This window comes from Alkaliphilus crotonatoxidans, from assembly GCF_054658015.1.
Window position 1 is genome coordinate 1,644,018 of sequence record NZ_BAAHXS010000004.1, and the last position, 15,503, is coordinate 1,659,520.

A 15,503-nucleotide genomic window follows, 5' to 3' on the forward strand; every position below is an offset into this window, starting at 1 on the left:
ATGATGGGGATTACACTACTTAAGGGTCTATTGCAGCAAAATGCCCTGCTCTTTAAAGGAATACTAAAAATCAGTGCAGGGGCCTCCTTTATCATTTTGGTTATTATTCTGCTAAAGAAAATCATTAAAGATGGCTTTTCTCCCCAATGGCACTACTTTGTCTGGCTATTGGTGCTGATTAAACTGCTGCTGCCCTTTTCCATAACCAGCAGCTTGAGCATCAATAATCTATTGGTTGATCTACCCCAATCTTCTGTACAGCCAGAGCCGGTGAATCGGATTGAGCAGAGATTCATTCCTGTTCAGGATAGCATATTACCAGAGTCTGAGCCTATCCCAAAGAATCCAATTAGCCCGAGTCAGGCCTGGCCAGGGGCAGAAGAAGCCAGAAACTGGCCCCATGGTATTCAACCGACCTACTGGGAGCTTCTGGGGGTCCTTTGGTTGGCTGGGATGCTGCTAGTCTGCTGCAGTGGGTTCTATTCCTACGGTAAAATCCGTAGAAATGTAGAAAGTGAGGGCAGTGATCTAGCCCCTTGGGTTCAAAGGGAATTTAAAAGCCTTTTGCAAGAGGAAGGAATCATGCAAAGGGTAAGGCTTCAGGGGGTTAATAGCTTTTACCAGCCCTTTGTGATGGGAATTCTTCGGCCAAGGATTATTTTGCCGACAGAGATCGTTAATGGCCTGGAAGAGCCCCAGCTAAGGGCAATTTTAAGGCATGAGCTACAGCATATCAAATGGCAGGATCATTCAATCCGAATTTTAATGCTCCTTGCCCAGGGCCTTCATTGGTTTAATCCCTTGGTATGGCTTGCCTTCCATCACATGATTAGGGACTGTGAATCGGCCTGTGATGCCAGGGTAATTAGAAAATACAGTCAGGAAGAAAGACGGGAATACGCCGCTACGCTGTTGAAAATGGCATCCCTTAAGCAGCAAAAAGTTGGCCTTAGGGGACTGGCCTTTGGTGAAAGCAATTTTAGAAAGCGAGTGATGGATGTGGTGAAATTTAAACGTTATTCCATGATAGCCAGGGCTGCTTCAGTTATGCTTGTAATTGTTCTGGGTGTCACCCTTTTAACCGAGGCGAAGGAGCCTAAGACCTTAAAGGACGTTGAGCCAATTATCAAACCTGGAATAGAGCAGACCTTTGATCAAGCTGTCGGAGAAGCGGTGGAGGGCATATTGGAGAAAATCCTGGCAGAAGGGCAGCTTTCCTCTGATCCCTACAATTATATTAATGAGCATCAGGCTGTTGACGACCTGGTGGAGCTTGGCTACGCTGCCCTGGACTACATGCTGGGCAGCTTTGAAAAAGCCAATGAAGACGGATTACGGGAATATGTCATGGCGATTGCCTGCGCCAAAATTATCGGGGTCTACGATGAGGAAAGGGGAATCGGCATCAACAGTGGGCGAGAATGGTTTTACAAATATAAAGAGGTAATTAAGCCCGAAGAGCAATTTAGTTTGGTAGATGCAGATCGTGATCTGTTTTTGGGGGAGGAAATCAGAGATCAAATAATCTATCCCAATAGTATCGATACAAAGGATTTAGAGGAGGTTGTTTCCTACTATATCTTAGCCAGGAACAGGCTTCGCTATTATCATCTGGGAGAAAAGGCCATTGAGGCCCACAAAATTCATCGTATAGAGGAGAAGGGAAATCAAGTAACCCTTTATATGGAGGTGGCCTTTTCCTGGTATGGCTTCGAAAATGGTTACTTTACACCTGTTTCTGGAAGTGGTTTAACTCCGGTGGTAATGGTGCTTCAGCAAAATGAAGGGCATTACGAGGTAGTCGACTATCAAGAGCCTATGGATGGGTCAATGTGGGGAACCTCGATTCGTCAGCTATTTCCTGATGACATAGTAGCGATTATTTTAGCCAATAACAAGGATAGGATCGGGGAGCTGATGGAAATACAGCGAATGAAGGCCAGAGATTACTTACAGGAAATTGGCAGACCCGATACAGAAATTAAGGATTTCGTTGATAAAGATAGGGATGATCAAGAGAAAAATCGTGCCATTGCGCTGGTAACAAACATACGAACATTCTTTCCAAATTGGGAGGGTACAACGGAAATTTTGCTAGGAACCGGAGGGAAACATCCTGGTGCTGCCATCAGGGCCCTTTTGGAAACCCGTTGCTTCGAGGTTGAAGAAGGGGTATATGAAGTACTACTTACTAAAACCTGGCAGGCAGAGATCAATGGCACCCAACCCATCAGCTACTGGCGATATAGAGTAACCGGCGGCAGGATGGAGCTAATAGAAGAAGAAAACAATGATGACAGCATTAAGATCATTAAATAATTCTTATTGAAAATTGAATCGTTATTTTTTAATAAAATCGTCCATCTTCTCTTAAAGAAAAAATGGGCGATTCTTAGTTTAAATAAGGTTCTTTTGATAAGATCGAAGGTACCAGCATTTATTCAAATTATTCAAGAATTCGATACAGCTCTATTACAAGAATTATCGACCAAGCTGTATTTATTTCGGAGGGGAATCACTTTCTAGAATTCATCCTATATCAATAATGGAATTTACCATGTAGATGACATAAATCATTAAAAATTACCTCTGCCAGGGAAAAGAAAAGGGTTAAAATAGTGTATTTAAAAAACACCCATGCGTCAATTAAAAGTTACATTTTTAAATTAAAAAACCATTGATATTCAAAATAGAAGATGGTATAATTTAGTTACGGGAAAACAGAACATACGTTCGATTGTTTTCTAAAACTACGGAAGCTTCTGAGAGGTACTGATTAAGGGGTGTTTAAATAATGAATAAAAAGATGGGTTTTTTATCGCAGACTGATCAGTCGAATCAGCTAAGGTGTATTAAATGTAACAAGCTATTGGCTAAAACCAAGGGAAAGTCAAGTATTAATCTGGAAATTGTTTGCCCGAGATGCAAAGCATTAAATTATTTTCCCGTTGGAGGCTCCTGAAGCCCTGGTATCTGCTACCAGGGCTGTTTTTATTGTTGGGTAAGTGAGAGAGAATAAAAGGGGGAATGTTAAATGAGGAAAAAAAATACAGAAATTAATGAAATTGAAAAGCTCTTATATGACTATACCACGATCAAAATGAGCATTATTAATTTGGAGAGGCAGCTTCAGGAGCTAGAGGGGGACGTTTCGGTACAGGCGGCCGACCTGGCCCGGGAAACCTCAACCCATGGCTATTATGGGTCATCCAGTGTCGAGGAAATGGCAATGCATCGGGAGGATAAGCGCAACAGGCTAAACCGAAAGCTGGCCAAGTCTAAAAATTATATCTTCCAAATTGATTGTGGCCTTGAGGTATTGTGCGAAGCAGAAAAGCAAATTATAGAATTAAGATACTTTCAGCAGTATCCATGGTATCGAGTGGCCTATGAGGCCCAGTACAATGAACGATGGTGCCGGGAATTAAAAACCAGGGCCCTGAAAAAAATGAGAATTGCCATTTTTGGCTATAACGAAACCTATGCCTCATAACAGCCGTTCTAAAGCCGAAAACAGACCGAAACTTCAATGGGCAATATGTTAAATTAATATTATAGAATGCCGGCATTTTAAATTGCTTTTTCGTGCTATAGCGTAAATTTACCAAGGATAAAACAAATCAAACAGACAAATCCTAACTTTAGATCTTCATCTATATCTTCAAACAAGGAGGAATTACCTATGCGAGAAGGTTTGATTCCCACCATATTAGGAACCGGTGTTACGGCAACGGGCTTGGCCATGAAGACCATGAGCATGAGAAGAGATGACATGAGAAACAATGACATTTTGCCCATGGTTGCTTGCGGGGTCATTGGCTTTGGTTTAGCCCATGTTTTACTGGGCGCCATTGATTTGGTTGAAGATCAATGATAGAAGAAGATTGAATAAAGAAGTAAGGGTTTTACTCCCTTGCTTCTTGTTTTTTTGGGAAAACAACAACACTAATATTTTAGATTTGAAAAAAGGAGGATTTTTAATGTCAACAATGAAGGTTCGTATTGATTACATTCCCCAGGGTCATCGAAACAGGCCGGGTACAAAGGCCAATATGCAGTGGATTACCATCCACAATACAGCCAATCCCACCAGTACGGCAGCTAATGAGAGGAATTGGGTTTTGAATAGAATTGATAAGGCCTCCTTTCATTATGCTGTTGACGACCGTGAGGCTGTTGCCATTATTCCTGAGGATGAAATTGCCTGGCATACAGGTACTTCCCTGGGAAATCAGACCAGCATTGGAATTGAGGTATGCGAAAGCGGTAATCAGGAAATTACCTGGAACAATGCAGTGTCTTTGACAGCTCAATTATTGTATAAAAGACAATGGACGACAACTCAAGTGAGAACCCACAAGAGCTGGAGCGGTAAAAATTGCCCCAACAAGCTGTTGCCCCGCTGGCAGGAATTTTTAAATGCCGTGGAATTAGAATTAAAGCAGATCAAGGCAGCTAATGATCGATCTTGGAAATACGATGGCCTGAATTACTTACATGAAATTGGCATATTAAATGATTTAGACCTGTGGAAGGAAAAAATAGATGAACCAATGCCGGTTTGGGCTGTGACCCTGCTTATGAAACGAATTTGTGAAAAAACAATTTAAATTCAAAAAATATGAATAAAATAAAAAAATGCGGGCAACTTTAAAGGTAGTGTTCTGGTCAATTAAGATAAAAAAGTAAATTGTGGAAAAATTTTAAATAATTATCGCAATGGCTATTGACAAATTTGACTGGGCATGATACTTTTAATAAGTGTAAATTATTATTTTTTTTAGGAGGAACTTAAATGAAAATTGGTACAGTAAAATGGTTCAACAGTGAAAAAGGTTTTGGATTTATCTCCGTTGAGGGAGAAGATGATGTATTCGTACATTTCTCAGCAATCCAAACAGATGGTTACAAAACATTAGAAGAAGGACAAAAAGTTGAGTTTGAAGTAGTTGAAGGCCCAAGAGGTTTCCAAGCCTCCAACGTAACTAAGTTATAATCGTAAATTTCCCATAGAGAGCACAATTTCGATTATAGATTACCCTCTTATCATATAAGAGGGTTTTATTTTTTTATAAAAATTTAATTATAATTAGTCAAGATTTAAAGCTGCCTTAATAAACTATAAAAGGCAGCTTTTTTGCTGTTATAGGGCATAAAAAATATATTCTAAATTGAAAGAGGTCGATGAAATGAAAAGCATTTTACTAGCCTTAATGCTTACCTGTTCAGCAATTATTCCTTCAATACAAATGGAAATTATCGAAAATCCGGATTTGATTATTGAAGGGAACGACGTCATATTGGAAGAGGTTCAACAGGAAGAGCTGCATGAGGAAGTAGAAGATGCAAAGGAAGAAATTCAAGAGGCTCCTTTTGAAAGATATCAAGAAGTAGATTATCAAGTAGCCCTTGCAGATTTTGGCTATATTCGGCAGGAATACGGTTCAGAAATTGATCTGAGAAATGGAATTTTAAGGTTTCAAAGCCAACATAATTTAATTGTAGATGGCATTTTTGGTCCCCAATCCCAAACAGCCCTTGAGCAGTTCTTAATTACAGAGTCATTTATCTATCCTGATGTGGTAGAAAAGGCTCCTACAGAGGCTTACTGGATCACCATTAATAAAACCAAACGAGTTCTGACCTTGTATCAGGGAACCCAGGTTGTCAAGAAATATCCCATTGCCCAGGGGAAGAATGACTCCCTGACACCTGTTGGGAAATTCACCATTGTTAACAAAGTTGTAAATCCCTATTGGGGTGGTGCGGGAGTCGCCAAGCCGGTTCAGGGAGGAAGCCCCCAAAATCCTCTTGGATATCGTTGGATGGGAATATCCTACGGAGGAGGAGGCCGGTATGGTATTCATGGAAACAATAATCCTCGATCAATTGGAACAAACGCTTCCTTAGGATGTGTACGTATGATCAACTCTGATGTCGAGGAGCTGTTCGACATCGTTCCAATCTCCACCATCGTATGGATAGGCAGTGACGAAAAATTAAGGGAATGGGGAGTAAGGCAGGACAGTGTGTTAATAAAAGGCCCTCAACTGGAAGCAGCAGCTTTATTTGAAATGGACAATGGACTGATATCGTTAACAGAATAGCCATTGGTATGGCAAACAGGGGAGCGATTTGAAATGGGAGAGCTTAAATTCGATGTTTTAAAAAAGCTAGTTTTTGATTATTACGCCAAATTGAATTATGAGAAGTCACTGGATGTGGCCATCCTGGCGGCAGAGCATTTTCCGGAAAAAAAGGTGCAGACCAGCTACTGGCTCATATGTCTGTACAGCCGCTTAGGGCAAAGAAAAAGGGCCATTGAGCTTTTAAGGAACTGTATTAACAACGAAATATGGTGGTCACCAAAAAGACTAATAGAGGATGAAGACCTATTTCCTATACAACAGGAGCTTGACTTCCATGAAATTATTGAAAAATCAAGAGTTATGGAGGAGAAAGCGAAGGAAAAAGCTCGACCGGAATTGTTTGTCCATCTTCCAAAGGGATACGGCAGTCATCGGGAATACCCCTTGCTGTTATCTCTCCATTGGCAAAACGGAAATATAGCCGATTACCAAGTTCAATGGGTGAAGCATCCCCTTGCCAAGGAATATATTATGGCCTTTCCTCAATCTTCCCAAATTTCGGCTGTAAATGAATATAATTGGGATAACGAAATTCTGGGAGAGCAGGAGGTGGGGGAGGCCCTTAAAAAGTTAGTAGGTCAATATTCGGTCAATCAAAAGGAAATTATAATCGCAGGGGCTTCCCAGGGGGCCAGACTGGCTATTAAAATTGCCCTTGGTGATAATACCTATCCCCTAAAGGGCTTTATTGCTGTTATACCAACGGTTGAACGAATAGATGCTTTAATTTCCTCCCAAAGCTTAGCAAAGAGGAAGGGACTTCGGGGTTGTATTATTGCAGGTGAGCAGGACCCATATTTTCCATGGGCGGCCTCCCTTCAAAGGGCCTTAAGGCATACTGGTGTTCCCTGCAAGCTAATTAAGGTTAATACCTTAGGTCATTATTTTCCGTCTGATTTTACAAAGTATTTAAAAAGTGCGGTTGAATTTGTGTCATAGCTTTTTAATAGTATGTTGAATCGAGGTGGAATTTTAATGGTCATAAATGTCAATAATAATCGTATCAGATATTATGAAGTCCCCTAGTACCATTGTCATATTTATCGGCTTGTGTAGAATAATGTTTACATAAGCCGATAAAAAGGATATAATATTACGGTATGAATCTAAATATCGGGAGAGATTAAATGAAAATGAATGAATTTGAAAAACTGAATATTGGCCGAGAAATACTAAAAGTTATTGAAGAAATGGGCTTTGAAGCACCTACGCCAATCCAGGCCCAGGCAATTCCACAGGTGATCGCCGGCAAAGATGTAATTGGACAAGCCCAAACGGGAACGGGAAAAACCGCTGCCTTTAGTATACCCCTAATCGAAAAGGTCTCCACTAAAGATAAATCTGTTCAGGTAATTATTTTGACCCCCACCAGGGAACTGGCAATGCAGGTAACCGATGAAATCGGAAAATTTTCTAAGTATATCTATGGATTAAAGTCAGTGACCATTTATGGGGGACAACCTATTGAGCGTCAGATTAAGGCTCTGAAGCAAGGCGTTCAGGTGGTGGTGGGAACCCCAGGCAGAGTTATTGACCATATTAATCGAAAAACCTTAAAGCTTGGTAATGTTAAGGCCATTGTATTGGACGAAGCAGATCAAATGCTAGATATGGGCTTTTTAGAAGACATCGAGTTGATTTTGAATGAGCTTCCAAAGGAAAGACAGACCCTCATGTTCTCTGCAACACTTCCCCCAGCCATTGAAATGATTGCCAAGAAGCATATGAACCAGCCTGTTAAGGTTAAGGTGGTTCATAAGGAGCTGACTGTACCCCTCATAGAGCAATATTATTTTGAAGTAAAGCCCCATGAAAAAATAGATTCCTTAATTCGTATATTAGACATGGAAAAGGTTGATTTGGGTATTATCTTCTGTAACACCAAAAAAGGTGTGGATGATTTAGTTGAGAAGCTTCAAAATAGAGGTTATTCTGTGGAAGGAATCCATGGCGATCTACGTCAAACCCAACGTGAGCGGGTAATGAGAAAGTTCCGTGACGGTACCCTGGATCTACTGGTGGCAACCGATGTAGCCGCCCGGGGAATCGATATTGACAATGTAGCCTTGGTGATTAATTACGACCTGCCTGAAAACTTTGAATACTATGTACACAGAATCGGAAGAACCGGCAGAGCCGGTAAGGAAGGGCTAGCCTACACCCTGGTGGTACCAAGGCAAATTAGAACCCTTAAGGCCCTGGAAAGCTATACCAAATCCAGATTAAAGAGAAAGCCTGTACCATCAATAAATGACATCGTTGAAAAACAAAAAGAGCTAATTGGCAAGGATATTGCCAAGGCCATAGAGCAGGGCGGACTTTCAGAGTATGCCAATTTTGTTGAGCAATTGGCTGAAAACTACAGTACAATTGATATTGGTGCAGCACTGTTAAAGCTAATGATTAACTTCAATGAAGAGGAATCGCTGGAATCAGCGAAGGAAATTTCCTTCAACGAGCGGCGAAGCAAAGATGGTATGGTAAGAATGTTTATTAATATTGGGAAAAATCATGGTGTAAAACCCAGCAATATATTAAGCAGTCTGGCAACAGAAGCCGGCATAAGTGGTAAGCTGGTCGGTGTAATTGACATGTACGACAAATTTACCTTTGTTGAGGTTCCCAAAAAATATGAAATGAAGGTTCTGAATGCCATGGATAAAAACAGAATTAAAGGTAGAAAAATAAACGTTGAAGTTGCAAAATCTAAAAGATATTAGCATATCATGCATTAGGAGCAGACATTGTCTGCTCCTAATTTATATTATACATATTATTCTGCAGGGGGCGTAAAGGTTCTTTGGCTCAGCTCTGCATCCAGCATATAAATAGCGTGTCCATTTTCTCCAATTCGTTTTAGCTTGTTTAAAAGACCAGTAAACAATGAAAGCTCCTCTACCTGTTCATCAACAAACCAGTTAAGGAAGCTAATACAGGCATAGTTCTTTTCTTCAACTGCAATGTTCATTAAATAATTTATTCGCTCTGTCACAAATTCCTCGTGCTTCAAAGCATCTGCAAATACTTCCTCCAGGGAAGCAAATTCATTTTTAGGTTCGTCATAGGCGGTAATGACTGCCCGGCCCCCTAATTCGTTGATGAAATTAAAAAATTTCATGGCATGGAATCGTTCCTCATCAGCCTGCACTAGAAAAAAGTTGGCAAATCCATCCAGGTCTTCGTGCTTGCAATAGGCTGCCATGGCTAAGTAGAAATTAGCAGAAAAAAACTCGTGTTTAACCTGTAGGTTAAATTCATTTAGTAATCTTTCCGATAACATAAAAAACCCTCCTGTTTTTTTAAGATTTAGTTAATCTAATGAAATATAATGGTATAACCCCATTATTCATGTTAAAATGAAATCAGTTAAAAGTCAATTCAATAGCAACTATCTTATATCATACCCATCGTCCATCAATCCTAACAAGATATTAACAATTAACATTAAGCCATACAAGCTTTTCAGCTAGGGGAGGAATGTAAAATGAACTACCGGCTTTTAGCCACCGATATGGATGGTACCTTGTTAAAGGATAATAAAACAATTTCCAAAGAAAATTTAAGGGCAATTCATGAGGCTGTAGACCTGGGAATGGAGCTGGTGATTTGTACAGGCCGGCCCTTTGGAGCTTTAAAGCCCTATTTAACCCAAATAGGCTTCCCTTGCTGGCTGGTGACCAATAACGGGGCCGTTATACGGGACAAAGGCGGAAGGATTGTTCGGCAGATTAATCTAAAGCAAGCTGTTCTTAAAAAGGTGCTTGCAATATTAAATGACGCTGAAATCTATTATCATGGAGCAGATATTAATTATACTTATATTCGCTCCTACAAAGAACGAATTAAGCTTTATCATGGGTTTATGAGAAATCATGGACTCAACTGGCCCCAAGCCTCCATAAAAGCCTTAAGCACCATATTTTTAAAGGATAGCCATCGACGGATTAATATTAATGAATACGCAAACCAGGGAGTGCAATTAAACAGCCTGTTTATTTATGATGAAAATCCTGAAAAACTGATGGAGGTAAAAAAGGCCCTTGAAGAAATTCCCGAAATTCAAATCACCAGCTCAGGAAAAAATAACCTGGAAATATTAGATCCTATGGCCACCAAGGGCTCAGCCCTTAGTGAAGTGGCCAAAACAATTAATATTGATCCAGAAGAAATAATGGCTGTAGGAGATCAGCTTAATGATCTATCCATGATTAAATTTGCTGGCTTGGGAATCGCCATGGCCAATGCCGAAGAAGCTGTGTTGAAGGCTGCCGATTGGGTCACTAAAAGTAATGAAGAAAACGGAATTCAATATCTGCTAAAGAAAAAAATCCTTGATCCAAGAAAGCAGCTAGGAGAAAATCCCCTGTAATAAAACATATTTTCCAAATGAGCCCTCCAAATTTTGTTTATGATGCATATATTCAGGTAGAAATAAATATAATTAGAACCGCATCATTAACAAAGAGAATGGAGGGAATTAATATGAAGGATCTATCGACTCAATATATGGGAATTCAATTGAGAAATCCGATTGTGGCAGGGGCTAGTAGTCTGACAGGAGATATGGAGGCCCTAAAGGCCATTGAGCAGGCCGGTGCCGGGGCGGTGGTGATTAAATCCCTGTTTCAAGAGGAAGTTCAGCTAGAAAGCATTGATTTTGACCACAGCCTAAATCGGTATAATGACCTGCACGCAGAAATGTTGACCCATTATCCCCATTTGGAACACGGTGGTGCCAGAGAGCATTTATTCTGGGTAAAACGAGCCAAGGAGTCTTTGAAAATCCCTGTTATTGCCAGCATTAACGCTGTTGATGCAGATGCCTGGATAGAATATGCCAAGGCCCTTGAAGAGACAGGAGTAGATGGCCTGGAGCTGAATTTCTACTCTCTTCCCAGGGCCAGTGATCTATCGGCTTCAGAAATAGAGCAGCATCAGCTGGCGGTTTTAAAAGGAGTAAAGGCTGCAGTCAAAATACCTGTATCGGTTAAGCTAAGTCCTTACTATACTAATCTGACGGCCTTCACCAGGGCCCTTGAGGCCGCAGGGGCCGATGGAATTATCTTGTTTAACAGGCTATTTCAGCCCGATATCGACCTTGTCAGGGAGGAGGAAAAGGCCACCTTTGAGTTTTCTGATTCCTATGATAATAGGCTGACCCTAAGATGGACGGCACTATTGAGTGATGAATTGAAGGCAGATATAATCAGCAATACAGGGATTATAACAACTGATGATGTGATTAAAATGCTTTTGGCAGGGGCTGCAGCAGTACAGGTGGTCAGTACCCTGTACAAAAATAAAATAGATTACCTCTTTACCATGCTAAAGGAGCTTGAGGACTGGATGGAGGAAAAACAGTACAACAGCCTCAAGGATTTCAGTGGAAAGCTAAGCAAAAAGAACTTAAAGGACCCCTGGGCCTATGAACGGGTCCATTATATAAAAATGCTTCTTTCCAAAAAGGATATAAAGCTCACCTAAAGCGATAAAGTGTCATATGGCACCCTAATTAACGGGTGTCTTTTTTTGAAAAAACATTTCAAATTTTAAGACAATTATTATAAAATAGTAATATAATTGCTTGAAATTGGCAACGATAAGGGGTATATCATTTTTAGAAAGGAGCCATTAAATATGGACAAGACCCTAGTAATGATTAAGCCAGATGGGATTAAAAGAGGATTAATGGGGGAGATCATCAGCCGCTTTGAAAAAAGAGGTTATCAGATACATAATATGAAACTGATCCAACCCCAAAGGGAAACCGTTGAAAAACACTACCAGGAACATCAAGGAAAGGACTTTTTTCAAGAGCTGGTTCAGTATATTTTAGAGGGGCCCCTTTTAATCATGGAGATCGAGGGAGAAAATATAGTGGCCGTTACTCGAAGCATGATTGGCGATAAAAACCCAGAAAAGGCTGTTCCCGGTACTATTCGGGGAGACTACGCCAACAACCTTACCCAAAATATTATCCATGCTTCTGACAGTCAGGCTGCAGCAGAGCGGGAAATAGCCCTTTGGTTTTCGTAGTAATAGTAAAGGGGGAAAAAATGAACAGACCAGAAAACAAGACAATTATTGTAAATAGCCAGGAATTGGATTATATTGTGTTTGGCAGGGGGGATACCCCCTTAATTATTTTGCCAGGCATCAACGATAGCCTGCGACCGGTTCAGAGGCAGGCCGTCAGCCTTAGTTGGCAATATGACCAGTTTACAGAGGATTTTACAGTCTATATTTTCAGTAGAAGCAAAAACCTTGCTCCATCCAGTAGCATCAGAGAAATGGCCCAAACCCAAGGTCTTGCCCTTAAAACCCTGGGTCTAACCAGAGCAGCGGTACTGGGAAGCTCCATGGGAGGCATGCTTGCCCAATACCTGGCCATCGATTTTCCGGAACAGGTTGCTTCCTTGGCCCTGGCGGTGACTACGGCCAACGTAACCGAGAAAATGAAGGCCATTTTGAACCATTGGGTCAGTCTGGCAGAGGCTAAGAACTTCATGCAGAATCTCTTGGCTATTTCTTTTAAAATACATATGTAGGTTTATACAAACAATACTTATGAGAAAAAGTTATTTTTAAATTTTAATAAAACAAATATACACTATAAGATTTTTAATGTGTAAGGGGGATTTTAATGAAAAGATATCTTGCCGTTATTATAGCCTGTATTTGTATAATATGGATAGGTATGCATTATAATCAAGGTAGATCTAGGGGACTAATCCAAAGTTCTAATAGTATTACAGAAAACTACGATAATGATTCTATTGCTTTTGCTGATTCTTCTTTAGAGGAAGCAATTAGAGAAAAGATATCAAAGCCAATAGGTCAAATTTATAAAGTTGATTTGGAGAATATTACTGAGCTTGAGGTTATTTCGGCTAATATAAAAGATTTAAGTGGAATTGAAAATTTAATCAATTTAGAAGAATTAAACTTATCATTTAATGATATAAGGGATATAAGCAATATAAGTAATTTGACCAATTTAGTTAAGTTAAATCTGTCTGATAATTATATTAGCGATATAAGTGCTGTAGATGACTTAAAAAATTTAACTCAATTAAATATACGAAATACCTTGGTTGAGGATATAACATCTCTAAGGAATTTACCCAAATTGGAGATACTTAATATTTCATATTGTGAGCATATTGATTTGAAAAATATCGATGTATTAGGAGAGTTGAATAATTTAACCGAATTATACTTCTATAATTATGAATTAAGTGACATAAATTTTTTAAATAATCTAACAAACTTGACTAACCTTAGTTTATATCTAAATAAGGTTACTGATTTGGAAGCCTTAAATAAATTAACAAAATTAACTTGGTTAAATTTAGGATTCTATGAGTCTATTGACTTGAGCTTTCTTAAGACCTTAACTAATTTGACTGAATTGTATTTAGACTATGATGGGAATGCAGACATAAGTCATCTAAGCAATCTATCCAATCTTCAAAAATTACATTTATCTAGTTATTTTTTTCGAGGTAAAAGTAATCTAAGAGATATAAGTGTTTTAAATAAACTGGAGAATTTAACTGAGTTAATTTTGTTCGATGCAGAAATAAGTGAGATAAGTTCTTTACAAAGTCTAAAGAATTTAAATAAATTGAATTTAGCTTATAACGAGATTACAGACATAGGTGTTCTTAGCAATTTGGAGGGTTTAACAGAATTAGATTTGTCTAATAATCAGATTTCAGACATAAGAGCTCTAAGTGGGTTAGTAAATCTAACAGAGTTAAAATTAAATAATAATAAAATAACTGATATAACCCCTCTTAAAAGGCTTAGCAAATTAGAAACGCTGCTACTTAATGAAAATCATATACTCGATTATAGTCCTGTAGAGGAGTATTATCCAAAACTTAATTTTAAAGATTTTAATTTAACATTAAATTGATAAAACCACAGTGATTTTAAGATAAAAAGACTATAAATAATTAATAATGGAAGCTCAAAAATGTTTAGAAAAATTTAAAGTGAAACAAAATATATCACGAAAGAAAATCCTGAAAAACTGATGGAGGTAAAAAAGGCCCTTGTAGAAATTCCCGAAATTCAAATCACCAGCTCAGGAAAAAGAAGAGCAATTAAGAGAGAATCCTCTTTAAAATAAAGACCTTCAAGGCATCCTATTTTTAATTGGGTGTCATTGTAGCAATAAAATATTTTTAATTTTGTGATAATTATTATAAAATAGTAACAAGGAAAGGACTTTTTTCAAGAGCTGGTTCAGTATATTTTAGAGGGGCCCCTTTTAATCATGGAGATCGAGGGAGAAAATATAGTGGCCGTTACTCGAAGCATGATTGGCGATAAAAACCCAGAAAAGGCTGCTCCCGGTACTATTCGGGGAGACTACGCCAACAACCTTACCCAAAATATTATCCATGCTTCTGACAGTCAGGCTGCAGCAGAGCGGGAAATAGCCCTTTGGTTTTCGTAGATAATAGTAAAGGGGGAAAAAATGAACAGACCAGAAAACAAGACAATTATTGTAAATAGCCAGGAATTGGATTATATTGTGTTTGGCAGGGGGGATACCCCCTTAATTATTTTGCCAGGCATCAACGATAGCCTGCGACCGGTTCAGAGGCAGGCCGTCAGCCTTAGTTGGCAATATGACCAGTTTACAGAGGATTTTACAGTCTATATTTTCAGTAGAAGCAAAAACCTTGCTCCATCCAGTAGCATCAGAGAAATGGCCCAAACCCAAGGTCTTGCCCTTAAAACCCTGGGTCTAACCAGAGCAGCGGTACTGGGAAGCTCCATGGGAGGCATGCTTGCCCAATACCTGGCCATCGATTTTCCGGAACAGGTTGCTTCCTTGGCCCTGGCGGTGACTACGGCCAACGTAACCGAGAAAATGAAGGCCATTTTGAACCATTGGGTCAGTCTGGCAGAGGCTAATGAGGGAGACCATCTGGTGACAGAAATATTGGAAAAGACCTTTACACCAGCTAAAATTAATGAATACAAACCCCTGTATCCTATGATTAAGAAAATCAATCGTCCTAATTCCTACCAGTCCTTTATTATTCAGGCCAGGGCCTGTATGAATCACCAGGCCCTCTCTGAACTGCCCAAAATCAGTCAGCCTACTTTAATTTTAGGTGGTACAGAGGATCAGATTGTAGGGCAGAGAGCAGCAGAAGAAATGGCAGCTTTAATACCTAAATCCCAACTGGCACTATTTGAAGGCTATGGCCACGGTGCCCAGGAGGAAACAAAGGAATTTAATCAGCGGTTATTTAGGTTTTTGGTGGAATGGAAGTGATAATGAAAAGTGTCTTGCTTGTGTTTAGTATTATATTTCAAAAAATATATCATTTA

General features: G+C 39.4%; 16 protein-coding genes and 1 pseudogene. 16 read left to right on the top strand and 1 reads right to left on the bottom strand.

The window, feature by feature from the left end; genetic code table 11:
- Positions 1-3: 3 nt before the first annotated feature.
- The 9 genes from ACYQ1I_RS10455 (at position 4) to ACYQ1I_RS10495 (ending at position 8,869) form a co-directional block, all read left to right on the top strand.
- Positions 4-2,319: a M56 family metallopeptidase gene (locus ACYQ1I_RS10455; protein WP_459765000.1), complete on the top strand. Its 2,316-nt coding sequence runs from the start codon at positions 4-6 to the stop codon at positions 2,317-2,319.
- A gap of 475 nt (positions 2,320-2,794) precedes the next feature.
- Positions 2,795-2,962, top strand: coding sequence for a Com family DNA-binding transcriptional regulator (locus ACYQ1I_RS10460; RefSeq protein ID WP_459765002.1), 168 nt, complete (start codon positions 2,795-2,797; stop codon positions 2,960-2,962).
- 72 nt (positions 2,963-3,034) lie between these two features.
- On the top strand, positions 3,035-3,493 hold the full coding sequence (locus ACYQ1I_RS10465; protein WP_459765004.1) for a DUF722 domain-containing protein: 459 nt from the start codon (positions 3,035-3,037) through the stop codon (positions 3,491-3,493).
- Between the two features lie 189 nt (positions 3,494-3,682).
- The gene (locus ACYQ1I_RS10470; protein WP_459765006.1) at positions 3,683-3,874 is read left to right on the top strand and encodes an asparagine synthase; all 192 of its coding nucleotides are present in this window, start codon (positions 3,683-3,685) and stop codon (positions 3,872-3,874) included.
- A gap of 106 nt (positions 3,875-3,980) precedes the next feature.
- Positions 3,981-4,610: a peptidoglycan recognition protein family protein gene (locus ACYQ1I_RS10475; protein ID WP_459765008.1), complete on the top strand. Its 630-nt coding sequence runs from the start codon at positions 3,981-3,983 to the stop codon at positions 4,608-4,610.
- A gap of 185 nt (positions 4,611-4,795) precedes the next feature.
- Complete coding sequence (locus ACYQ1I_RS10480; RefSeq protein ID WP_459765010.1) at positions 4,796-4,996, top strand: cold-shock protein; 201 nt, start codon at positions 4,796-4,798, stop codon at positions 4,994-4,996.
- A 193-nt stretch (positions 4,997-5,189) separates the two neighbouring features.
- Positions 5,190-6,107: a L,D-transpeptidase family protein gene (locus ACYQ1I_RS10485; protein WP_459765012.1), complete on the top strand. Its 918-nt coding sequence runs from the start codon at positions 5,190-5,192 to the stop codon at positions 6,105-6,107.
- A gap of 3 nt (positions 6,108-6,110) precedes the next feature.
- Entirely contained in the window at positions 6,111-7,088 is a 978-nt protein-coding gene (locus ACYQ1I_RS10490) for a hypothetical protein (RefSeq protein ID WP_459765013.1), read from the top strand.
- Between the two features lie 188 nt (positions 7,089-7,276).
- The gene (locus ACYQ1I_RS10495) at positions 7,277-8,869 is read left to right on the top strand and encodes a DEAD/DEAH box helicase (RefSeq protein ID WP_459765015.1); all 1,593 of its coding nucleotides are present in this window, start codon (positions 7,277-7,279) and stop codon (positions 8,867-8,869) included.
- Between the two features lie 53 nt (positions 8,870-8,922).
- On the opposite strand, the gene ACYQ1I_RS10500 is transcribed toward ACYQ1I_RS10495, so the two are convergent.
- On the bottom strand, positions 8,923-9,429 hold the full coding sequence (locus tag ACYQ1I_RS10500; RefSeq protein WP_459765017.1) for a ferritin: 507 nt from the start codon (positions 9,427-9,429) through the stop codon (positions 8,923-8,925).
- A 204-nt stretch (positions 9,430-9,633) separates the two neighbouring features.
- On the opposite strand from ACYQ1I_RS10500, the gene ACYQ1I_RS10505 reads away from it, so the two are divergent.
- The 7 genes and pseudogenes from ACYQ1I_RS10505 to ACYQ1I_RS10535 all read left to right on the top strand — a co-directional run bounded on the left by ACYQ1I_RS10505 (position 9,634) and on the right by ACYQ1I_RS10535 (position 15,447).
- On the top strand, positions 9,634-10,518 hold the full coding sequence (locus ACYQ1I_RS10505) for a Cof-type HAD-IIB family hydrolase (RefSeq protein ID WP_459765019.1): 885 nt from the start codon (positions 9,634-9,636) through the stop codon (positions 10,516-10,518).
- Between the two features lie 113 nt (positions 10,519-10,631).
- Complete coding sequence (locus tag ACYQ1I_RS10510) at positions 10,632-11,633, top strand: dihydroorotate dehydrogenase-like protein (RefSeq protein ID WP_459765021.1); 1,002 nt, start codon at positions 10,632-10,634, stop codon at positions 11,631-11,633.
- Between the two features lie 153 nt (positions 11,634-11,786).
- Positions 11,787-12,185 carry a nucleoside-diphosphate kinase gene (gene ndk, locus ACYQ1I_RS10515; RefSeq protein ID WP_459765023.1) on the top strand — a complete coding sequence of 133 codons (399 nt, stop codon included), beginning with the start codon at positions 11,787-11,789 and terminating at the stop codon, positions 12,183-12,185.
- A 20-nt stretch (positions 12,186-12,205) separates the two neighbouring features.
- Positions 12,206-12,697 (top strand): alpha/beta fold hydrolase, encoded by a 492-nt coding sequence (locus ACYQ1I_RS10520; RefSeq protein WP_459765025.1) that lies wholly within the window; start codon positions 12,206-12,208, stop codon positions 12,695-12,697.
- 95 nt (positions 12,698-12,792) lie between these two features.
- Complete coding sequence (locus tag ACYQ1I_RS10525) at positions 12,793-14,070, top strand: leucine-rich repeat domain-containing protein (RefSeq protein WP_459765027.1); 1,278 nt, start codon at positions 12,793-12,795, stop codon at positions 14,068-14,070.
- A gap of 315 nt (positions 14,071-14,385) precedes the next feature.
- A pseudogene (locus ACYQ1I_RS10530) lies at positions 14,386-14,616 on the top strand (nucleoside-diphosphate kinase); the annotation flags it as partial.
- Positions 14,617-14,637: 21 nt separating this feature from the next.
- Positions 14,638-15,447 carry an alpha/beta fold hydrolase gene (locus tag ACYQ1I_RS10535; RefSeq protein ID WP_459765029.1) on the top strand — a complete coding sequence of 270 codons (810 nt, stop codon included), beginning with the start codon at positions 14,638-14,640 and terminating at the stop codon, positions 15,445-15,447.
- Positions 15,448-15,503: the final 56 nt, after the last annotated feature.

Excerpts from the sequence above, each read along its gene's own strand:
- ACYQ1I_RS10455 (WP_459765000.1), top strand. The coding sequence starts at position 4 with ATGGGGATTACACTACTTAAGGGTCTATTGCAGCAAAATGCCCTGCTC.
- ACYQ1I_RS10460 (WP_459765002.1), top strand. The coding sequence starts at position 2,795 with ATGAATAAAAAGATGGGTTTTTTATCGCAGACTGATCAGTCGAATCAG.
- ACYQ1I_RS10465 (WP_459765004.1), top strand. The coding sequence starts at position 3,035 with ATGAGGAAAAAAAATACAGAAATTAATGAAATTGAAAAGCTCTTATAT.
- ACYQ1I_RS10470 (WP_459765006.1), top strand. The coding sequence starts at position 3,683 with ATGCGAGAAGGTTTGATTCCCACCATATTAGGAACCGGTGTTACGGCA.
- ACYQ1I_RS10475 (WP_459765008.1), top strand. The coding sequence starts at position 3,981 with ATGTCAACAATGAAGGTTCGTATTGATTACATTCCCCAGGGTCATCGA.
- ACYQ1I_RS10480 (WP_459765010.1), top strand. The coding sequence starts at position 4,796 with ATGAAAATTGGTACAGTAAAATGGTTCAACAGTGAAAAAGGTTTTGGA.
- ACYQ1I_RS10485 (WP_459765012.1), top strand. The coding sequence starts at position 5,190 with ATGAAAAGCATTTTACTAGCCTTAATGCTTACCTGTTCAGCAATTATT.
- ACYQ1I_RS10495 (WP_459765015.1), top strand. The coding sequence starts at position 7,277 with ATGAAAATGAATGAATTTGAAAAACTGAATATTGGCCGAGAAATACTA.
- ACYQ1I_RS10500 (WP_459765017.1), bottom strand. The coding sequence starts at position 9,429 with ATGTTATCGGAAAGATTACTAAATGAATTTAACCTACAGGTTAAACAC.
- ACYQ1I_RS10505 (WP_459765019.1), top strand. The coding sequence starts at position 9,634 with ATGAACTACCGGCTTTTAGCCACCGATATGGATGGTACCTTGTTAAAG.
- ACYQ1I_RS10510 (WP_459765021.1), top strand. The coding sequence starts at position 10,632 with ATGAAGGATCTATCGACTCAATATATGGGAATTCAATTGAGAAATCCG.
- ndk (WP_459765023.1), top strand. The coding sequence starts at position 11,787 with ATGGACAAGACCCTAGTAATGATTAAGCCAGATGGGATTAAAAGAGGA.
- ACYQ1I_RS10520 (WP_459765025.1), top strand. The coding sequence starts at position 12,206 with ATGAACAGACCAGAAAACAAGACAATTATTGTAAATAGCCAGGAATTG.
- ACYQ1I_RS10525 (WP_459765027.1), top strand. The coding sequence starts at position 12,793 with ATGAAAAGATATCTTGCCGTTATTATAGCCTGTATTTGTATAATATGG.
- ACYQ1I_RS10535 (WP_459765029.1), top strand. The coding sequence starts at position 14,638 with ATGAACAGACCAGAAAACAAGACAATTATTGTAAATAGCCAGGAATTG.